This window comes from Luteolibacter arcticus, assembly GCF_025950235.1.
Taxonomy (GTDB): Bacteria; Verrucomicrobiota; Verrucomicrobiia; order Verrucomicrobiales; family Akkermansiaceae; genus Haloferula; species Haloferula arctica.
Window position 1 is genome coordinate 733,795 of the sequence record NZ_JAPDDT010000002.1, and the last position, 18,582, is coordinate 752,376.

Genomic DNA, 18,582 nt, shown 5'->3' on the forward strand with positions numbered 1-18,582 from the left:
CCAGCGGACGGGGTTTCGCGTTTTTCCTTCAGGCGAAGATTTCCTTCACCACGCGCGAGGGCTTGGTGACGTTCGACAAGCGCTGGTCGAGTCCTTGGAAGGGATAGGTCAGCCGCTTGTGGTCGAAGCCTAACAGGGTCATCAGCGTCGCGTGGAAATCGTGGGCGCTGACCTTGTCGATGATTGCGTCGTAGCCGACCGGATCGGTCTCGCCGTAGGAGAAGCCGCGCTTCACCCCGCCGCCGGCGGCCCACAGCGTGTACGCACCGGTGTGGTGGTCGCGACCGACGTAGGGCATTTCGACGCCACCGCGGTTCTCACGCATCGGGGTGCGGCCGAATTCGCCGCTCCAGATGACGAGTGTCTCGTCTAACAGCCCGCGCTGCTTGAGGTCGTTGAGCAGCGCGGCGATCGGTTGGTCGATCTGATTGCACTTGTCGACGAAGCCTTGCTTAAGGTCGGTGCCCTTGTCGGTGCCATGCGAGTCCCAACCCCAATCGAAGAGCTGGATGAAGCGGACGCCGCGCTCGGCCAGACGACGGGCGAGCAGGCAGTTGTTCGCAAAAGACTCCTGCCCCGGGCGGGTGCCGTAGAGCTTGTGGATCGTTTCCGGTTCCTGCTTCAGGTCGAAGGCGTCCGATGCGTGGATCTGCATGCGGAATGCCATTTCATACTGGGCGATGCGGGTGACGGTCTCGGGGTCGCCGAAGTCGGTGGCCACGCGTTGGTTCAGGTCATTGAGCGCATCCAGCGTGCGGCGGCGCAATGCCTGCGAGACGCCGTCGGGATTCTTCAGGTATAGCACGGGCTCGCCTTGGGAGCGGCACTGCACGCCCTGATAGACGCTGGGCAGATAGCCTGAGCCCCACACGGATTTGCCCGCGTCCGGGTTCTTGCCGCCGGAGGTGAGCACGATGAAGCCCGGCAAGTTTGAGTTCTCCGAGCCGAGACCATAGGTCGCCCATGCGCCAGCAGAGGGCGAGCCCGGGAGCTGGCTGCCGGTGTGCATCAGGAGCTGCGCCGGGCCATGGTTGAACTGGTCCGTCCACATCGACTTGATGAAGCAGACCTCATCGATCACCTGCTCGAACTTCGGCAGGCGGTCGGAGATCCACTGGCGGCTCTCGCCTGCCTGGTGGAAAGGGAACTGCGAGCCGAGCATCTTCGGCACGCCCTGGATGAAGGCGAACTGCTTGCCTTCAATGTACTCCTTCGGGCAGTCCTTGCCATCGAGCTTGGCGAGCTCCGGCTTGTAGTCGAAGAGTTCAAGCTGGCTCGGCGAGCCGGCCATGTGGAGGTAGATCACCCGCTTCGCCTTCGGCGCGAAGTGCGAGAGATCCGGCCGCAAGGGGTCCGCGGGATCCTTCTTCAGTGCCGCTCCGTAGCCCTGCGAGCCGAGCCAAATCCCGCCGAGGCCGATCGAGCAGTTCTGCAGGAAATGCCGCCGGGTGACGTGCCGCGCGCGGTCGAGGTGGAGTTCTTGGAAAACGTTCATCGGGTCAGGGCGAGGTCGGAGTTGAGCAGCGTGTTGGCGACGAGCACCATCGCAGCTTCCTCGGGTGTGGCGCCGAGCTTGGCGGATTCGGCCGGGGCTTTCTCGTAGTCCCCCTTGGCGTCGGCGTGAAGTTTCGCGAGCGTGGCGATCACCGGCTGAGGCGCGTCTTGAAGCGTCAGCATCTTGTAACCCCGTGCCAGACGTTCCTCGACACTCGCGCCTTCCATTCGCTTCGCGAAGGCCTGCGCGAGTTCGATGTGAGCGGGGTCGTTCAGCGTTACCAGTGCTTGCAGCGGCGTGTTGGTGGAAATGCGGCGGGCCGAGCAGGCGTCGCGGGTCGGCGCGTCGAAGGTGAGGAAGGCCGGGTAGCCGCTGGTGCGCTTCGAGTACGTGTAGAGTGCGCGGCGGTAGCGATCCTCGCCTTGTGAGGTGTCCCACTTGGCACCGCTGTAAACCGACTTCCACACGCCTTCCGGCTGCGGCGGATAGACCGGCTTGCCGAATTGCTTGCGCGACAACAAACCGGAAACGAGCAGTGCCTGATCGCGCACCATTTCCGCCGTCAGTCGTTGGCGCGGGCCGCGGGAGGCGAGTTGATTCTTCGGGTCATGCTCAAGCACCTTCGGCGTCGCCTTCGACGACTGCCGGTACGATGCGGATAGTACTAGCTCCCGCAGGAAGGGCTTGAGGTGCCACTGATGGTGATCGCGAAGACGCAGCGCGAGGTGATCTAGCAGCGGCTGGTTCGCAGGCGGCAAGCCGGAGCTGCCGAAGTCTTCCTGGGTTTCCACGATGCCGATGCCGAAAAGTTCGGCCCACAGGCGGTTCGCCATCACGCGGGCGGCGAGCGGATTCTCCGGCCCGGTGAGCCACTTGGCCATGTCGAGACGCGTCAGGCGGCCGTTTTTCTTCTTGGCGCCGCCGGTGAGGCCGGGGATGGCCGGCTGGACTGACTTGTCCTTGGTCATGCGGTTGCCGCGGAGGAAGACGCGGGTGTCGCGTGTGGCGTCCGGCAGGCGCTCCTGCATCACCGGCATCATGATGCCAGGGATGGCGCCGTAGGCCTGCTTGAGTTGGCCGTGGGCGATCCACGCGGCGGCCCGCTCCGGGCTCATCACGTATTGGGTCAGCCGGTCATCTGGAGAAACGGCGAGGCGGAATTTCCGCATCACGCAGCCCTGCGTCTCGTTGCAGGTCACGCCATGCTTGAGGCGGATCTCGAAGCGAGAGCCCGGCGGCGAATCCTCGACCTTTTCCGCCACGAACCAGCCGGTGCGCGGACCCCGCAGCACCGGGTAATCGCCGAAACCGCCGCCGCCCTGGACCACTCCATGTTGGTCGAATGGGCCGGCGATGAAATCGCAGACGACTTCCTTCAGCTTCACCGGCTGGCGGGCGCCGTCAGCGAGGATTCGGTCGATCTCCAGCTTGGTGACCACCGCGCCGTGCTCGCTCCACTTCGCCGGGTCATCGCTCATCGGCAGGATGTCGAGCCGCAACACGCCCAGCTTTGACGCCGGTGTGGTGACGGTGAAAACGGTGGCGGTCGGGTTGGTCCCACTGGCGAGGAACACGCCATCGGCTTGCTGCTCGAGCTTGCCGGTGGCGGCAGATGCCACGGCGGAGTCGGACTTCACCGTCTGCCAACCGCTGATTTCCTTGGCGAGGGACAGCACCGCTTGATTGAGGACGTCGCGGTCGTGCTGAATCTCCTTTTCCACGCGCTGTGACTCTGCCTGCTGGTCCGGATTGTTCGTGGCCTTGGTCTTGGGAAACTCGTTGTTCAGGTCGCTGTCCTCGCTGTTGTCGAAGAACGCCATGAACTTGTAGTAATCGTCGTGAGGAAACGGGTCGTACGGGTGCGAGTGGCACTGGGTGCAGCCGAAGGTCGTGGCATTCCACGCGGTCCACGTCGTGTTGACCCGGTCCATCACGGCAGCGACGCGATACTCCTCGTCATCGGTGCCGCCTTCGGTGTTGTTCTGGGTGTTGCGATGGAAAGCCGCCGCGATCAGATCGCCAGGCTCGGGCTTCTCTAACAAATCACCCGCGAGCTGTTTGCGAGTGAACTCGTCGAAGGGCATGTCCGCGTTCAGCGCCCGGATGACCCAGTCGCGGAAGGGCCAGATGTCGCGGTGCGGGTCCTTCTCGAAGCCCGTGGTGTCGGAGTAGCGCGCGAGATCGAGCCACATCGCGGCCCAGCGCTCGCCGAACTGGGGCGACGCGAGCAGGCGGTCCACCGCGGCCACCATGGCGGGTTTTGGATTGGCGGCGACGGCCTGCCGGAAAGCTTCCCACTCCTCGAGCGTCGGCGGCAGGCCGGTGAGGTCGAGCGTCACGCGCCGGAACCACTCGGCCGGCGGGGCTTCGGGCATCGGGGAAAGATCTTCCGCCTCCAGCTTAGCGAGGACGTGGCGATCGAGGCCGATCTGCGGCCACTCCGCGTTCTTCAGAACGGGGGCCGGCGGCTCGACCGGCTTTTGGAATGACCAGTGCTCGCCCCACTTCGCGCCTTCCTTGATCCAGCGCTCGAGGGTGTCGATTTGCGCCGGTTCCAAGCCATTGGGATGCTCCTCAGGCGGTGGCATCTTCTCGTCCGGATCGGAGCTCTTGATGCGCCGCATCAATTCCGACGCCGCCGGGTCGCCGGGAACCACGATCGTTTTGCCGGACTCGCCTTTGCCGAGCGCTTCCTCGCGATAAATGAACGAGGTTTCGCCGGCCTGCTTCACGCCGCCATGGCAGGTCGTGCAGTTCTTGGTGAGGATTGGCCGGACGTCGCGGTTAAAATCGACCGGCTCCTCCGCGGCGAGCGGGAGGGTCAGCGGGGCTAGGACGAGCAGGTGGAGACGCATCAGGTAGCGGGAATATACGACGAAGGTGGCGGATCTTTCACCTCCCTCGACTTGGACGAACAGGATAATACTTGTGGATTATGGGCGCAAATCCCCCGTAAGGGTCGGTGGTGAGCGGCCACCATTGGAAAATCTGGGCGCAGCAGGTCCACACCCCGCTGGGTTCGCTGGTGGAGGTTGGAGAGGTCGTCCACTCCAGCGGGCGGATGTCGCGTTTCCGCTATCTGCGACGCTACGCGCTGATCGTCATCACCCGCGGCGAGGGCCACTACGAGGACGAATCCGGCCGGGAGCGCAGTCTTTCGGCCGGCGACTGGATCCTTGTTTTCCCGGAAATCGGCCATTGCTACCGCCCGGACCGGCCGGGCGGCTGGGATGAGGTTTACGTGATGTTTGAGGGGCCGGTCTTCGAAGCGTGGCGGATGCATGGCCAGCTCGATCCCGAGCGTCCGACCGGTCGCCTGGCGGACCCGGAAAGCTGGCTCGCGGAGTTCAAGCGCGAGATGCTGGAGGAAAATTCCGGCAGCCTGTTGCGGCTTTGTGCCTTCCAGAAGCTGTTGGCTGCGGCCTTGGAGGGCGGTGGCGACGCCTCCGGGGCGACGAACTCGGCCCCGGCATGGTTTGCCGATGCCTGCCGGCTGCTATCGCGGCCGGAAGCGGATGCCGCCCAAGCCGCGCACGACCTCGGGATGAACTACGAAACCTTTCGTAGGAAGTTCAAGGCGCACGCTGGCGTCGCGCCGCATCGCTACCACCGCCATCAGCTCGTGAATGTGGCGGCCCGGATGCTCGACTCCACCGATCTCAAATCCGCGGAGATTGCCCGCACGCTCGGCTTCAGCGACGAGGCGTATTTCTCCCGCGTCTTCAAGCAGGTCACCGGCCGCTCGCCGCGGCAGTACCGGACGCGCCAGGAGGCACGGTGAAATCGACAGCGTCGGGATGTTGATCGCCTGACGGCAAGGGTACCCGCCAAGAAAAACGGCCGGAACCCCGAGGGTTCCGGCCGTGGCAGAAAAGGCGGCGTTTTCTCTCAGTCCGTTTGGATTTGGGCGGTACGGGCGTTGAGTTCCTCGACGGTCTTGCGGAGGCTGTCGATCTCCGTCGCCTTCGCGGCGATCTGCTGCTTGAGCGCGTCGCGATTGGTCAAGGCGGTGGTGAGCTCGCCTTTCACCGAAGCCAACTCCTTCTGGAGGGCAAACTGGGCGTCTTCCGCACGCTTGCGCGCGACATTTGCCTCGCGGATGGCGGCGGTAGCGAGTTCCGACTGTTCCTTGGCAGCCTTGATCTCGGCGGCAAGCGGTCCAACCGTATGGCGGAGCTGGGCGGCTTCCTTCTGGAGTTGCGCGAGCGTGTCCTTCGTCGCGGAGAGTTCGCCGCGGGCATCGTCGCGTTCCTTCGCGATCGTGGTGGTCGCCTTCTTCAGCCCTTCGGCTTCGGTGCGGACCGCCACGATGGCCTTTTCGTTTTCGGCCAGCTTGGCGGCGAGTTCGCTGCGCTCGCGGATCACCTTGGCGAGTTCCTCGGTCTTCGACTTCACGTCGGAGGTGAGCTTCGCAAAAGCCTGCTTGAGGCTGGAGAGAGCATTTTCGCTCATGGAGAGCTGTTGCTTCGTGCCGGCATGCGCCTTGCCTTCGATTTCGCAGCGCTTGGCGAGATCCGCATTGGCGGCCTTCAGGGTCTCCGCCTCTTTCTTCAGTGCAACTCGCTCGGCCGGGGCTTGGAGTTCGCTGCGGACTTCGGCGAGACCGCCCTTGAGCGCGGAGAATTCCTTCATGGCGGCGCCCATCTCGTCGCGGAAGGTCGCGAGCTTCGCGTAGGCCTCTTCGCCTGCGCCGAGCTTCTTCTCGAGCACGCCCGCCTTGTCCTTCCATTGGGAGATCTCCTGATTGGAAGAGCCGAGCTGTTGCTTCAGACCGGCGAGCTGCTGCTCGAGCTGTTGCTTCGCCTCGCGCAGGGCGGTGGCTTCGGTCCGCGCGGCATCACGCTGGGCGGCCGTATCGGCCGCTTCCTTGCGAGCGTTGTGGATCGTCTTGTTGATCGTTTCGAGGTTCTTCTGAAGGCCGGCGAGTGCGTCGGCCTCGGAAACGGCGGCGGTGGGGGCCGGTGCGGTCTGCGTAGAAGCGGGTGCGTTCTCCGCCCTGACAAGCGGGCTGGCAGCGACCACGAGGGTGAGCCAGATGGGTGCAGTGGTGCGTTTCATTGATTCCAAGGTTTGGGTCGCAGGAAACATTTCCCGCAACCTTGAGACCTACTTAATCAACAAATTGCGGTAATCAATCAAACTTCATACTAAATGTGCCTGAAGGAGCTCGGTGGTGCATCATGCACGAGATTGGGAGGATTTCCTTCCAAGCAGGAATTCCGGCCGTGACTCCAGATTTCCCCAGCAATGACGCTGGAATCTCACTCCTTCGGAGCCACCCGTTTCCAGAACTCGTCGAAGACGATGGCATCGAAGAAGGCGGTGACGGTGACAATCTTGCCATCTTTGATCTCCATGAACCATGCATAGGTATTGCGATACGGCTTGCCGTCGCGGGCGGTGGCTTCTCCATCGAACAGGGCGATCACCGTGTCGCCGTCGCAGTGGAGGCTTCGCACCGTGGGGACGAGCGGCTTCGTCACGCGCGCATTGAAGGGCCTGATCACGGTGCTCAGGAACTCCTCGCGGGTCGCGTATTTCTTGGCGACGACGGAATTTCCCGTGATCGTCCACGTGGCGTCTTCGGCGAGCAGTTCGAAGGGCCCTCCGGTTCCGGCGCGCCAACGGTCGAAGCTTTCACGGATCAACTGCTTGTTGGCTTCGGGGGCGCTCGGTGTCTTTTCCGCAGCGTTCATGGCAGAGGTTCCTGCGAGCCATCCGATGGCAAGGGCCAGGGCGAAGGAAAGGAACTTTGGTTGGAATTTCATGGTGCGACCGGGGTGGAGAAATGCGTCTGTTAGAACCGGATTACGGCCCGGCCGACGATGTCGCCGGTTCTCAGCAGCTCGAGGTTCTCGTTCGCGTCCTGAAGGGTGATCGACTTGACGGTGTGCTTGATCTTTCCCTGCGCCGCGAGCGCCATGATCTCGCTGAGGTCGTTGTAGTTTCCCCAGAAAGACCCGTGGTAGGTGTACTCGCGGGCCACGAACGGAAACAGCGGGATATCGATCTGGTCTCCCACGAGACCGACGGAGGAGTAGTGTCCGCCGACGGCCAGCAGCTCGAATCCCATGCGGATCATCTCAGGCGCACCCGCGCAGTCGATGACCGCGTCGAGGTCGCCTTTGCCGACGGCGTTGTTGAGTTCCTTGCGGATGTCGGCGGTGGATTTTCCCTTGGTGCTGATGACGTGGTCCGCACCGTATTCGGCGGCGACCGCGAGCTTGTCGGGATGACGGGCGAAGGCCACGACCGTGGCACCCCCTCCCAGCAGCTTCGCATACTGGACGGCGTAGGCACCCAAACCACCGACGCCGACAACACCCAGCACCCGGTTGGGTCCCAGGGCACCGGCATTGCGCAGCTTCTTGATGCCGCGGTAGGGAGTCAGTCCAGCGTCGGTGAGCGGCGCCAGTTCCTCGGCCTTCAGGCTCTTGTCCACCTTGATGAGGTAGCGGGAGGGAACGGGCACAAATTCCGAATAGCCGCCGTAGGGGCCGAAGCCGGGCCACTGTCCGTGGCTGCAGATCTGGGTGTTGCCCTCCTGGCAGTGGCGGCAGGTGCCATCGCCCCAGCCGCCGACCACGACGACCTGGTCGCCTTCCTCAAATCCGGCGGACTTCGGCACGAGGCTGCCGATCTTGTGGACGATGCCCGCGATCTCGTGACCGGGGGTCAGCGGAAACTTCGATTCCGCATACTTGCGGAAGTAGCCATCGAGGAGCTGCACGTCCGTGCGGCACATGCCTGCGGCTTTCACTTGGACGAGAATCTCGTCGGCTTTGATCTCGGGCACCGGCACCTCCTCGAGGATCAGGGGCTTGTGGAATTCATGCATGCGAGCGGCCAACATAACTAAGGTCCTTTCTTTTCTGGTGGGGATTGGATGGCGGCATCATTGCCGCCGGTCAGTGAAACGAGATCCCGGAAGAAAAGGGACAAACGCCGGTGAGATTTTTTTGGTCGGGACGCGTGGTACCGGTCTCGCGAAAATCGATCGGCCTTTTTTGACGCGCGATCTCGTTATCCACCTGGAGGCCTGGTCTTGTCCGATTGGCTATCCAGTTGCCATCGAGAACGATTTCATCGAAAGACGTAAGCGGTTGAGATGAACTCTTCTCCCGATCCGGTCATCGCCCTCTTCAACGAGGCGCTCGGCCTCGCGCCCGAAGAGCGGGTCCGCTATCTGGACCACGCCTGCGGGGGCGATGCAGCCTTGCGCGAGCGGGTGAAAAGCCTGCTGCTAGCCCACGACCGCGCGGGCGATTTCATGGGTGAGCCGGTGGCGATCCTCCAGCAGGGCACCGCGAGCGAGCCCGCCGGGGAGGCTGCGGGCGACCGGATCGGCCCTTACAAACTGCTTCAGCAGATCGGCGAGGGAGGCTGTGGCGTCGTTTTCATGGCAGAGCAGGAGGAGCCGATCCGCCGCCGCGTGGCGCTCAAGCTGGTCAAGCCCGGCATGGATACGAAGAGCGTGATCACCCGCTTTGAGGCGGAGCGGCAGGCGCTCGCGATGATGGATCATCCCAATATCGCCAAGGTCTTCGACGCCGGGGTGACGCCCACCGGCCGGCCGTATTTCGTTATGGAGCTGATCCACGGTATCCGGATCACGGAGTTCTGTGACGAGAGCGCGTTGTCCACTACTGAGCGGCTGGAACTCTTCGTGCAAGTTTGCCACGCGGTCCAGCACGCCCATCAGAAGGGTATCATCCACCGGGACATCAAGCCGTCTAACATCCTGGTGACCCGCACCTCGGCGGGCGACGCCTTGCCTATGGTCATCGATTTCGGCGTGGCCAAGGCGATCACCGGCCAGCGCCTGACCGACAACACGCTCTTCACCGCCTTTGAAATGCTCATCGGCACACCGGCCTACATGAGCCCGGAGCAGGCGGCGTTCACCAACGTGGATGTGGACACGCGCACCGACATCTACGGTCTCGGCGTACTGCTCTACGAGCTGCTGACCGGCACCACTCCCTTCGATGCGCGTGAGCTGCTCAAGGTCGGGTTGGATGAAATCCGCCGGGTGATTCTGGACAGGGATCCCGTCCTCCCCTCCACCCGTCTGAAATGCATGGAGGCAGGAGACCTGACCGCGACCGCACAGCACCGGCAGAGCGAGCCGTTGCGTCTGATCCGGGTCGTGCGGGGCGATCTCGATTGGATCGTGATGAAGGCGATGGAGAAGGATCGCGCCCGGCGCTATCCGACGGCCAACGCATTGGCGACGGACGTGCAGCGCTACCTCGCGGATGAAACCATCACGGCGCGTCCTCCCGGCTCTCTCTACAAGCTCCGGAAGTGGATGGTGCGGAATCGCCTGCTGGCCGGCAGCCTGCTGGTGATCGGATTGCTGCTGTCAGCGGCCTTGGCGATCACTTCCATACTGCTCTCCCGCGAGCGGGAGGCACGCCGCCAGGCCGACTTGGAAAAGCGCCGTGCACAGGCCGCCGCCGCGACCAGCCAGCAAGTTGTGACTTTCCTCAAAGAAACGCTGGCAGGCGTCGCTCCCTCGGCCGCCAAGGGAAGGGACACCCGGATGCTGAGGGAGATCCTCGATCGCGCGAATCACCGGATCGCGGAAGGCTTGGCAGGGCAGCCAGAAGCGGAGGCGGAGCTGCGCTACATCTTCGGCGTCGTTTATGCGGACCTTGGGGCTTACAAAACCTCCGAGCAGATGTTCCGGAGGGTCCTGGAGCTTCTCGGGAGGGTCTCGCTTCCGGAATCGGTTGGAGCTGCAAGGGCTCATAGCTTCCTTGGTCTCGTACTGCTTCGCCAGAGCAGATGGAACGAGTCCGAGGCCGAACTCCAGGCCGCTCTCGATCTGTGGAAACGCCTTGGCTTGCTGGAGGAGATTAGGGCGGTGGAGACGCTCGCAAACCTTTCGGTTTTGCGCAGGCTGGAAGGCAGGCTTGAGGAGGCGGAGTCCTTGTCGCGCCGCGTCCTGGAGTTACGGCGGAAAATTCTGCCACCCGCGGATTCCCGCATTCTTTCCGCGTCCAGCAATCTCGGCAGCGTATTGGTGGCTGCCGGGAAGATCAGCGAGGCGGAGCAGCTCTTCCGGCAGTTGATCGAGGAAAGGAAGAACCGCGAGGAAACCGAAGATCACAGCATTGCACTCATCCACCACGCTCTCGGGGCGGTGCTCCAGAGACAAGGGAAGTCCGGTGAGGCGAGGGAATGCTACGAACGCGCGGTCGCGATACGGCGCGAAATGCTGGTGAAAGGTCATCCCCATCTGACCTCATCGCTGATGGCTTTGGCGAATCTGCAACGTGCTGCCGGAAAGACCGGTGAGGCCGAAGCCCTGTATCGTGAGGCATTCGAAAACTCACGGAATAGAACGGATGAGGAGGATCCCACGGCCACCGCGAAAGCCTTGGAGGATCTCATCAAGCTGATGCTGGTCCAGAAGAAGCGGATTGAGGTCGATGCCCTGTTCTCGGAGCTGATGCCCCCCGGGTTTCCGATCACCTTGGAGAATGTCCCGCTGTGGAAGATCCGGGCGGAGTTCCTCGCTAGGACCGGCAAGTGGGCGGAAGCCATGGCACTTGGCGAAAAGCTCGTGGCATTGCAGCCCGGGGACCATGAACTCTACCACACGCTGGCCCCGCTCCTCATTGCCGAGGGGGAAATCGAAGCTTATCGCGAACTCTGCGACAGGATTCTCAAACGCTTCGTCGCGCCGACGGATCCATTCCTGGCGGACCGCATGGCCAAGGACTGCCTCATCATGCCTTCGGCGGAGGGCGACGTGAAGGCGGCCGCGGCGTTGGCGGAGGTCGCCGTGAGCAAAGGAGCGGGAAGGGCCTCCTCGCCCTTGTTTCATTTTTGCAAGGCACTGGCGGAATACCGTCAGGGGAACTTTGCGGAGGCCATCGAGTGGGCGGAGAAGGTGAAAGGCTTGCTTCCTCATGCCGCGGTGGAGGCGGGCGCAATCCTGGCGATGGCGAATCACCAATTGAAGCAGTTCGATGCGGCGCGGGCGCACTTGGCGGGCAGCTCGGCCGCATTTGCGAAGCTGCCATCCCTGGAAAGCGGCGATCTAGGCGGTGATTGGCGGGATTGGATCATCGCCCGCACGTTACTTGCCGAGGCCCGCACGCTGATCGAAGGATCGGCCCGATGAAGAGTTTCATTCTGTTTCAGAGCCGCGCCAGCAATCCATTGCGATTGCAATCGGAGGGGCATTGGCGAAGTTTGGCAACGCTTCCGAATCCATCTTCCCCCGATTCCATGAGTGATGTCACGGTCATGCTTGCGGCAGTCGAGCAAGGCGAGCCGAATGCCGCCGAGGAACTGCTCAAGCTGGTCTATGACGAGCTGCGCAAGCTCGCCGCTTTCCGGATGTCGCAACAGCCGCCGGGCCAGACGCTCCAACCGACGGCGCTCGTCCATGAGGCTTGGCTGAAGCTGGTAGGGTCAGCGACGCCGACCTTCAACGACCGGGCCCATTTCTTCTCCGCCGCCGCGGAGGCCATGCGCCATATCCTGATCGACCGCGCCCGCCGCAAACAAACCCGCCGGCATGGCGGCGACTTGGAACGGGTGCCGATGGGGGAGTTCGAAGTGATGTCGCCGCTTCCAGACGAGCAAATGCTCGCGGTGAATGAAGCGCTCGACCGCTTTTCTCTCCAGTATCCGGCGCAGGCCCAGGTGGTGAAACTCCGCTACTTCACCGGCATGACGAACGAGGAGATCGCACGGCTGCTGAAGGTGTCCGTTTCCACGGTGAAGAACTACTGGAATTTCTCCCGCGCCTGGCTGTTCCGGGAGATTGACGGCGAGCCGGATTGACCCGTGATCACTGGTCCAACAGGTCCGGCCGGTTCTCTCGCGTGCGCTCGAGCGCCCTCTCCGTTTTCCAAGCCGCGATTTTTGCGTGGTGGCCGGAGATCAGCACGTCCGGCACCTTCATCCCGCGGAAATCGATCGGGCGGGTGTAGGCCGGCGCTTCTAACAAACCGGGATCGGAAAACGATTCGTCCTGATGCGAACGCTCGTCGCCGAGTGCGCCCGGAAGCAGCCGCACGATGGCGTCCGTCACCACCGCGGCGGCGATGGCACCGTTGGTGAGGACGTAGTCGCCGATCGATAGTTCCACGTCGACCAGCGCCTCGATTACCCGATGATCGACGCCCTCGTAGTGGCCGCAGAGCAGGATGAGGTGCTTTTCCTCCGACAGCTCGCGGGCGATGGCCTGCTTGAAGACCTTTCCCTGCGGGGTCATGAGGATAACCTTCGACTCCGGGGTGCGCAGTTCCTCGATCGCGGCGAAGATCGGGCCGGGCATCATCAGCATGCCTTGGCCGCCACCGCAGAGGGTGTCGTCGGTGCGCTTGTGCTTGTCGGTGGACCAGTCGCGGATGTTGTGGGCGCGGATCTCCACTAGCCCGGCGTCCTGCGCCCGGCGGATGATGCTCTCGCCGAGCGGGGCGAGGGCGATCTCGGGAAAGAGGGTGAGGATGTCGATGCGCATTCGGCGGCCGGGTTTTAACCGCGAATGGACGCGAAGGAACGCGAATCTTCTGCAGCTATAGCGGAATGGCTGCGCCGTTCCGGCGGGGCGGAGTTGGGAGCTGGATCGCGCTTTGATTTGTGGTGCGGTCGGTACCCCGCCGGAACGACGAAGTCGTTCCGCTACCTCGAGTTGGCCAGGAACGCGATCAGCGCGATGACGGCGATCGCAAGCAAGGTCACGAACGCGATCTTCCACGCGCTTAGCGGGAAGCGGGCGTGGGCGGTGCCGGTGACGGCGTTGACCGCTCCCTGCCAGGTCTTGCCGCGATACTGGTAGGCGAGCAGCCAGATGGGGACGAGGATGTGCTTGAAGGTCTTGTCGGAAAACTCGGGGTAGATCTGGAGATTCCGATAGGTGTCACCGGGCACCTCGCGGCCGCACATTTCCCGCAGGATGCCTTCCATGGTGCCGAAGCCGAGGCGGGCGCCATCCAGCAGCGGGACCTGGTAGTGCTCGACCTGCCAGCCGGAGACGTAGCGGGTCTCGTAAGGCACGAGATCCTTCGTAGGAAACGGCTCCAGCTTCTGGAGGAGCTCGGTATCGAGTCCGCGCGAGCCAGAGATGACGATGTCGTCGAACCACGTGGAAACGTGGCCGCTTGCCGGTCGCCATTTGGTGCGGCGCTCCTGGCGGGTCACGGTGCGGCCTTCGGAATCGCGGCTCTGGACGGTGACGTAGTAGTAGGTGCCGCTCTCCGCGGTCCACGGGCACTCGGCATTGGAGTCGAAGGTCCAGTAGGGCAGATAGACCCGGTTGATGCGGTCGATCAGGTTGCGACGCTTGAGGTCGTTCGGGGCGAACCAGCGCGCGGCCAGGAAGGCCTTGAGCGCATGGTAAGCCTTCTCTTTCGAAATCGCGGCGGGCAGCAGCGACTCCGGCAGGATGGGGCTGTGGATGTCCTTGTAGTCGAGCAGTTCGGGCGAGCCGCAGAAGTCGCAGTGCTGGGCGACGGTTTCGGCGCTGCGGACGAGAACGGCGTGGCAGTTGTTGCACTGCACGCGGCGGGTGGCGGTGTCCACGTTGATGGCCTTGTCGCCGAGGCGCGCAATGGCTTCATCGAGGTCATGCTCGACGATCGCTCCGGCCATCGGCGGCGGGCCGATATTCGGGAAATGGGTGCCGCAATAAGGGCAGACGAGCTCTTTCTTGCCGGGATCCCACTCTCCCTTGCCGCCACATTCCGGGCAGACGTGTCGTTCGAGCGAACGCACCTCCGCCGCGACCCCGCGCCGGTCGGGCAGCGGGGGCGGCATGCGCTTCTTTGGCAGCTCGATCGGCAGGCTGTCTTCCTCCGGCAGCTCCGGTGAGTCGGTGGGCTCCATGGCGGTGGCGGGGGCGAGACGCCCCCGCAACGGACTGGGGCACGATGCCCCAGCTATGGGAGGTTAGTGGGCGAGGAAGGTATCGAGCGCGGTGCGGGTGACGCGGTAGCTGGAGCCGATCTTCTTCGCGACCAAGGCGCCGGACTCGATCTCGGCCATCACGTCGGCCTCGGACACGCCGAGCATGCGGGCGACGGTGGCGGGATCGAGCACGTCGGGATTTGCCGGAGCGGCGGCGGCAGCGGGAGCCGCACCGGGCAGCGGCGGCGGTGCGCCACCGGTGAGCCCGCCTTGTTGCATGAGTTCCTTGGCGACGGCGAAACCGACCGCCAGTTCGCTGGCGGTGCCGGCCGCGCCCCCGCCACCACCGGCCGCCATGCCCTGCGCCATCTGGTATTTCACGTAATCGTTGAGATTGCCGATGGCGGACATCGCGGAGCGCTTGTCGATCGCCTCCTCGACTTCCGGCGGAACGCTGACGTTTTCGACGACGAACGAGGCGACCTCGATGCCGTACTTCGCGGAGATAACCGGGTTGATCAGCGGCATCAGCGCATCGCCGAGCTCGGTGTAGCGGGTCGCCACGTCGAAGACCGGGACGTGGGCATTCGCCAGCGCGTCGGAGAAGATGCTGACGATGCGCGAGCGCATCGTGTCGGCGAATTCATCCACGCGGAAGTCGTGGTCGGAGCCGGCGACCTCCTTCAGGAAGGTCTGCACATTCACCACCCTGAAGTCATAGGTGCCGTAGGCGCGGGCGCGGACGACGCCGAGGTCGGCATCGCGCAGCATGATGGGATTGGCGGTGCCCCACTTGTTGCCGGTGAAGAGGCGGGTGTTGACGAAATAGACGTCGGCCTTGAAGGGCGACTGGAAGCCGTACTTCCAGCCCTTGATGCGGGTCAGCACCGGGATGTTGTCGGTGGTCAGCGTGTGCTTGCCGGGGCCGAAGGTGTCGCCGAACTGGCCGAGATAGAGGAACTGGGCGACCTGGCTTTCCCTAACAATAAGCTGGGCGCCGTTCTTGATCGCCTTGTCGTCATCCGGGTAGCGCCAGGCGATGGTGTCCCGTGAGTCGTCCTGCCACTCGATGATCTCGAGCAGCTCGCCTTTGATGAAGTCCATGAGTCCCATATGCGTGGAAGGGGTAAATTGACCCCTGCACGCTGAATGGCCCCGCGCGGGCCATCAATGAGAAATCGGAGACGATTTTCGTAACGGCGCGGGCCGCAGGTTTCTGCAAGTTTGCCGATCGTGATAGAACAACTCCCAGACTTGGCATGAAGGATTCCACCAAGCTGATTCTTTGTTCCCTGTTGTTCGTGCTGGCTGGCGTGATCGCTTTCCTCGCGCCCAAGTACCAGACTTGGCGATCCGCCCGGCTCCTGGAGGACTTGGAGACGCTTCCGCTGAAATCAACTCTCAGCATCCGGGGGAGCGACATCACCAGTCCGCGCCATACCTGGTCGGTTGGAAATTACGGCGTGACCGATGTCGGGCACTTGCGCCTGGTCTTCGAAGACCTCCCGTTTTCCGGCACCTCTTCGTCCGGCTCGCTTACCCTCGGGACGAAGTCCTCCGGTGGCGGAGGCGGCGGCAGTTCCGGAGTGGGGAATCGCACGTTCGAGTACGATTCCATTCCCGGCGGCAGCCGCTGCCGGTTCGGTGGCGCGACCTTCGAGATTGTCGGTGGGCAGCTGACTCTCGCGGGCACGACGGTCGATGCTACGGGAGCGCCCTCCTTGGTCCTGATCGGCAAGGACCGGAAGATCCGCGAGGTGAAGCCGCTGAGGCTGGCCGCTCCCTGAGCTGAAGCTAATGTTGGACGCGGATCCGGGATCCATATCGCGGCCCTACAGGCCGCCGTGGACGTCGGTTCGGCGACCCCGCCCGTTGGGCGGGGCTGAGGGATCGCGCACCGTTAGTGCTGAAGAATGAAAAAGCCCGGTTCCCTCGCGGAAACCGGGCTCTTTGGAAACGTTTGCGTCCCGATTAGTTCGAGGACGAGATCAGGCTGGCCTGGGTGGCGCCCTTCTTGAGCTTCTTGGCCTTCAGCCAGCTCATGGTGGCGCGGAGCTTTTCACCGGTCTTCTCGATCGGGTGATTGGCTTCCTCCTTGCGGATCTTGTTGAAGCGTGGATAGCCGTCCTTGTACTCTTGGATCCAATCCTTGGCGAACTTGCCGGATTCGATGTCCTTGAGCTGCTTCTGCATCCGCTTCTTGACGGAGGCGTCGATGATCTTCGGTCCGACGGAGACATCGCCCCACTCGGCGGTTTCGGAGACCGAGAAGCGCATGCCGGCGAGGCCCTGCTCATTCATCAGGTCGACGATGAGCTTCAGCTCATGGAGGCACTCGAAGTAGGCCATCTCCGGCTGGTAGCCGGCTTCGACGAGGACTTCGAAGCCCGCCTTCACGAGGGCGGAAGCGCCGCCGCAAAGGACGCACTGCTCGCCGAAGAGGTCGGTCACGGTTTCCTCGCGGAAGTTGGTTTCAAAGACACCGGCGCGGGTGCAGCCGACGCCACGGGCCCAGGCGAGGGCCTTGTCCTTGGCCTTGCCGGAAGCATCTTGATGGATGGCGATCAGGCCGGGGACGCCCTTGCCGGCGACGAACTGGGAGCGGACGGTGTGGCCCGGGCCCTTCGGCGCGACGAGGATGACGTCGATGTCCTTTGGCAGCTTGAGGCCACCGAAGAGGACGGCGAAGCCGTGCGAGAAGAGGATGGTCTTTCCCGCGGTGAGGTTCGGCGCGATGTCCTTCTCGTAAACGCCGGGGATGACGGTGTCCGGGACGGCGACGAAGATCACGTCGGCGGCCTTCACGGCCTCGGCGGTGTCCATCACTTCGAAGCCGAGCTTCTTGGCGACTTCGCGGGACTTGGACTTCTTGTAGAGGCCGATGACGACCTTGCAGCCGCTGTCCTTGAGGTTGAGGGCATGGGCGTGGCCCTGGGAACCGAAGCCGATGACGGCCAGGGTCTTCTTCTTAAGCGGAGCGAGCGACGCGTCCTTGTTCGTGTAGATCTTCGCGGCCATGGCGATGAGGTGTCTAGTGGTGAATGCCGGAGCCTCCTGGCCGCGGCGGGCGAACAAGCTGGAGACTTGACGCTCAGGGGTCAAGCGCGCGGTGCGCGGAAGGAAGCGGCGCGATTGATCCCGGGATTCGCGGGGTTCGTCACAGGTCTCTTGGAGCCGGGTGGATGGATCGGCATGACAGGCCCCGTGACCCGCATCCTTTCCATCTTTGCCTGTTTGCTGCTGCCTCTATCCGCCGCCACGTGGACCAGTGACTTCGACGCCGCGCTGAAGGAGGCCAAGGCTTCCGAGAAGGCCGTGCTCATTGATTTCACCGGCTCCGATTGGTGCGCGTGGTGCATCAAGCTGAGGCAGGAGGTCTTCGATCAACCGGAGTTCGAAGCCGGGGCGAAGGACAAGTTCATCTTCGTGGAGCTCGATTACCCGAAGGACAAGTCGCGGGTCACCGAGGCTGTCGGCAAACAGAACGCGGAGCTCTTGAAGCGCTACCCGATCAAGGGCTACCCAACGATTTTGCTCTGCGATGGGGAAGGCCGGCCCTTCGCCGCCACCGCGTATCAGGAGGGCGGACCGGGGAAATACCTGCCCCATCTCGACGAGCTGCTGGCGAAGCGCACCGCGCGGGACAAGGCCTTCGCCGAGGCCGATAAGAAGGAGGGCGTGGAAAAGGCGAAGCTCTTGATCGCCGCGTTGGAAGGCTTGCAGCTCGATCCGCCGATCGTTGCCGTGAACTACCCGCAGGTCGCGGAGCAGATCAAGAAAGCCGACCCGAATGACGAGACCGGCTTTGCCAAGAATCAGGCGGCCGAGGGGCGCTTCGCGGACTTCATGGCGAAGCTCGGGGAAAGCCGTCAGTCTAAGAATCTGGATGGAGAGATCAAGGCCGCCGAAGCCGCGCTCGCCGATCCGAAGATCACCGGCGAACTCCGCCAGCAGGTCTATGGGCATCACGCCGCCTCATTCGCTTACGCGGAGAAGTTTGATGAGGCGATTGTGGTGCTGAACCGGGCGATCGCCGACGAGCCCGACGGCACGCGCACGGTGGAGCTTCAGAACTTCCGCAGCCTGCTGGAGCGGCTGAAGGCGGGCCTGCCTGCGGAAGCTTTGCCGTCGAAAGGCGAGTGAGCGATGGTGGAGAAAAACGCGGGCGAGATAAAATTTCCGCTTGTTGTTTACCAAACGGTCAACTATCACTTCCG

14 protein-coding genes are annotated in these 18,582 nt (G+C 63.4%); 5 read left to right on the forward strand and 9 right to left on the reverse strand.

Annotation, left to right across the window (positions count from 1 at the left end; all coding sequences use genetic code 11):
• Window positions 1-28 precede the first annotated feature (28 nt).
• Together OKA05_RS07780 and OKA05_RS07785 are read right to left on the reverse strand one after the other, a co-directional pair.
• Window positions 29-1,495 carry a DUF1501 domain-containing protein gene (locus OKA05_RS07780; RefSeq protein ID WP_264486557.1) on the reverse strand — a complete coding sequence of 489 codons (1,467 nt, stop codon included), beginning with the start codon at window positions 1,493-1,495 and terminating at the stop codon, window positions 29-31.
• Window positions 1,492-4,350 (reverse strand): PSD1 and planctomycete cytochrome C domain-containing protein, encoded by a 2,859-nt coding sequence (locus OKA05_RS07785; protein WP_264486558.1) that lies wholly within the window; start codon window positions 4,348-4,350, stop codon window positions 1,492-1,494. Before OKA05_RS07785 ends, OKA05_RS07780 begins: the two co-directional genes overlap by 4 nt.
• 110 nt (window positions 4,351-4,460) lie before the next feature.
• Between OKA05_RS07785 and OKA05_RS07790 the strand changes: the two genes are divergently transcribed.
• Complete coding sequence (locus OKA05_RS07790) at window positions 4,461-5,276, forward strand: helix-turn-helix domain-containing protein (RefSeq protein WP_264486559.1); 816 nt, start codon at window positions 4,461-4,463, stop codon at window positions 5,274-5,276.
• Between the two features lie 107 nt (window positions 5,277-5,383).
• Here OKA05_RS07790 and OKA05_RS07795 read toward each other — a convergent pair whose 3' ends face one another.
• The 3 genes from OKA05_RS07795 to OKA05_RS07805 all read right to left on the reverse strand — a co-directional run bounded on the left by OKA05_RS07795 (window position 5,384) and on the right by OKA05_RS07805 (window position 8,348).
• Window positions 5,384-6,553: a coiled-coil domain-containing protein gene (locus OKA05_RS07795; protein WP_264486560.1), complete on the reverse strand. Its 1,170-nt coding sequence runs from the start codon at window positions 6,551-6,553 to the stop codon at window positions 5,384-5,386.
• A 203-nt stretch (window positions 6,554-6,756) separates the two neighbouring features.
• Window positions 6,757-7,263: a nuclear transport factor 2 family protein gene (locus OKA05_RS07800; protein WP_264486561.1), complete on the reverse strand. Its 507-nt coding sequence runs from the start codon at window positions 7,261-7,263 to the stop codon at window positions 6,757-6,759.
• 29 nt (window positions 7,264-7,292) lie between these two features.
• Window positions 7,293-8,348 carry an NAD(P)-dependent alcohol dehydrogenase gene (locus OKA05_RS07805; protein ID WP_343226953.1) on the reverse strand — a complete coding sequence of 352 codons (1,056 nt, stop codon included), beginning with the start codon at window positions 8,346-8,348 and terminating at the stop codon, window positions 7,293-7,295.
• A 255-nt stretch (window positions 8,349-8,603) separates the two neighbouring features.
• Here OKA05_RS07805 and OKA05_RS07810 point away from each other — a divergent pair, with 255 nt between their 5' ends.
• A complete protein-coding gene (locus OKA05_RS07810) occupies window positions 8,604-11,630 on the forward strand; it encodes a protein kinase domain-containing protein (protein ID WP_264486563.1) in 3,027 nt (1,008 codons plus the stop codon).
• A gap of 107 nt (window positions 11,631-11,737) precedes the next feature.
• Window positions 11,738-12,298: a sigma-70 family RNA polymerase sigma factor gene (locus tag OKA05_RS07815; RefSeq protein WP_264486564.1), complete on the forward strand. Its 561-nt coding sequence runs from the start codon at window positions 11,738-11,740 to the stop codon at window positions 12,296-12,298.
• Window positions 12,299-12,305: 7 nt separating this feature from the next.
• Here OKA05_RS07815 and trmD read toward each other — a convergent pair whose 3' ends face one another.
• From trmD to OKA05_RS07830, 3 genes are all read right to left on the reverse strand, one after another.
• The gene (gene trmD, locus OKA05_RS07820) at window positions 12,306-12,980 is read right to left on the reverse strand and encodes a tRNA (guanosine(37)-N1)-methyltransferase TrmD (protein WP_264486565.1); all 675 of its coding nucleotides are present in this window, start codon (window positions 12,978-12,980) and stop codon (window positions 12,306-12,308) included.
• A gap of 161 nt (window positions 12,981-13,141) precedes the next feature.
• Window positions 13,142-14,344 carry a zinc ribbon domain-containing protein gene (locus OKA05_RS07825; protein ID WP_264486566.1) on the reverse strand — a complete coding sequence of 401 codons (1,203 nt, stop codon included), beginning with the start codon at window positions 14,342-14,344 and terminating at the stop codon, window positions 13,142-13,144.
• Between the two features lie 63 nt (window positions 14,345-14,407).
• On the reverse strand, window positions 14,408-15,478 hold the full coding sequence (locus OKA05_RS07830) for an SPFH domain-containing protein (RefSeq protein ID WP_343226954.1): 1,071 nt from the start codon (window positions 15,476-15,478) through the stop codon (window positions 14,408-14,410).
• A gap of 146 nt (window positions 15,479-15,624) precedes the next feature.
• Here OKA05_RS07830 and OKA05_RS07835 point away from each other — a divergent pair, with 146 nt between their 5' ends.
• Window positions 15,625-16,152 carry a hypothetical protein gene (locus OKA05_RS07835; RefSeq protein WP_264486568.1) on the forward strand — a complete coding sequence of 176 codons (528 nt, stop codon included), beginning with the start codon at window positions 15,625-15,627 and terminating at the stop codon, window positions 16,150-16,152.
• A 184-nt stretch (window positions 16,153-16,336) separates the two neighbouring features.
• On the opposite strand, the gene ilvC is transcribed toward OKA05_RS07835, so the two are convergent.
• Window positions 16,337-17,383 carry a ketol-acid reductoisomerase gene (gene ilvC, locus OKA05_RS07840; protein ID WP_264486569.1) on the reverse strand — a complete coding sequence of 349 codons (1,047 nt, stop codon included), beginning with the start codon at window positions 17,381-17,383 and terminating at the stop codon, window positions 16,337-16,339.
• A 186-nt stretch (window positions 17,384-17,569) separates the two neighbouring features.
• Here ilvC and OKA05_RS07845 point away from each other — a divergent pair, with 186 nt between their 5' ends.
• Window positions 17,570-18,508, forward strand: a complete 939-nt coding sequence (locus OKA05_RS07845) for a thioredoxin family protein (protein ID WP_264486570.1) — start codon at window positions 17,570-17,572, stop codon at window positions 18,506-18,508.
• Window positions 18,509-18,582 lie beyond the last annotated feature (74 nt).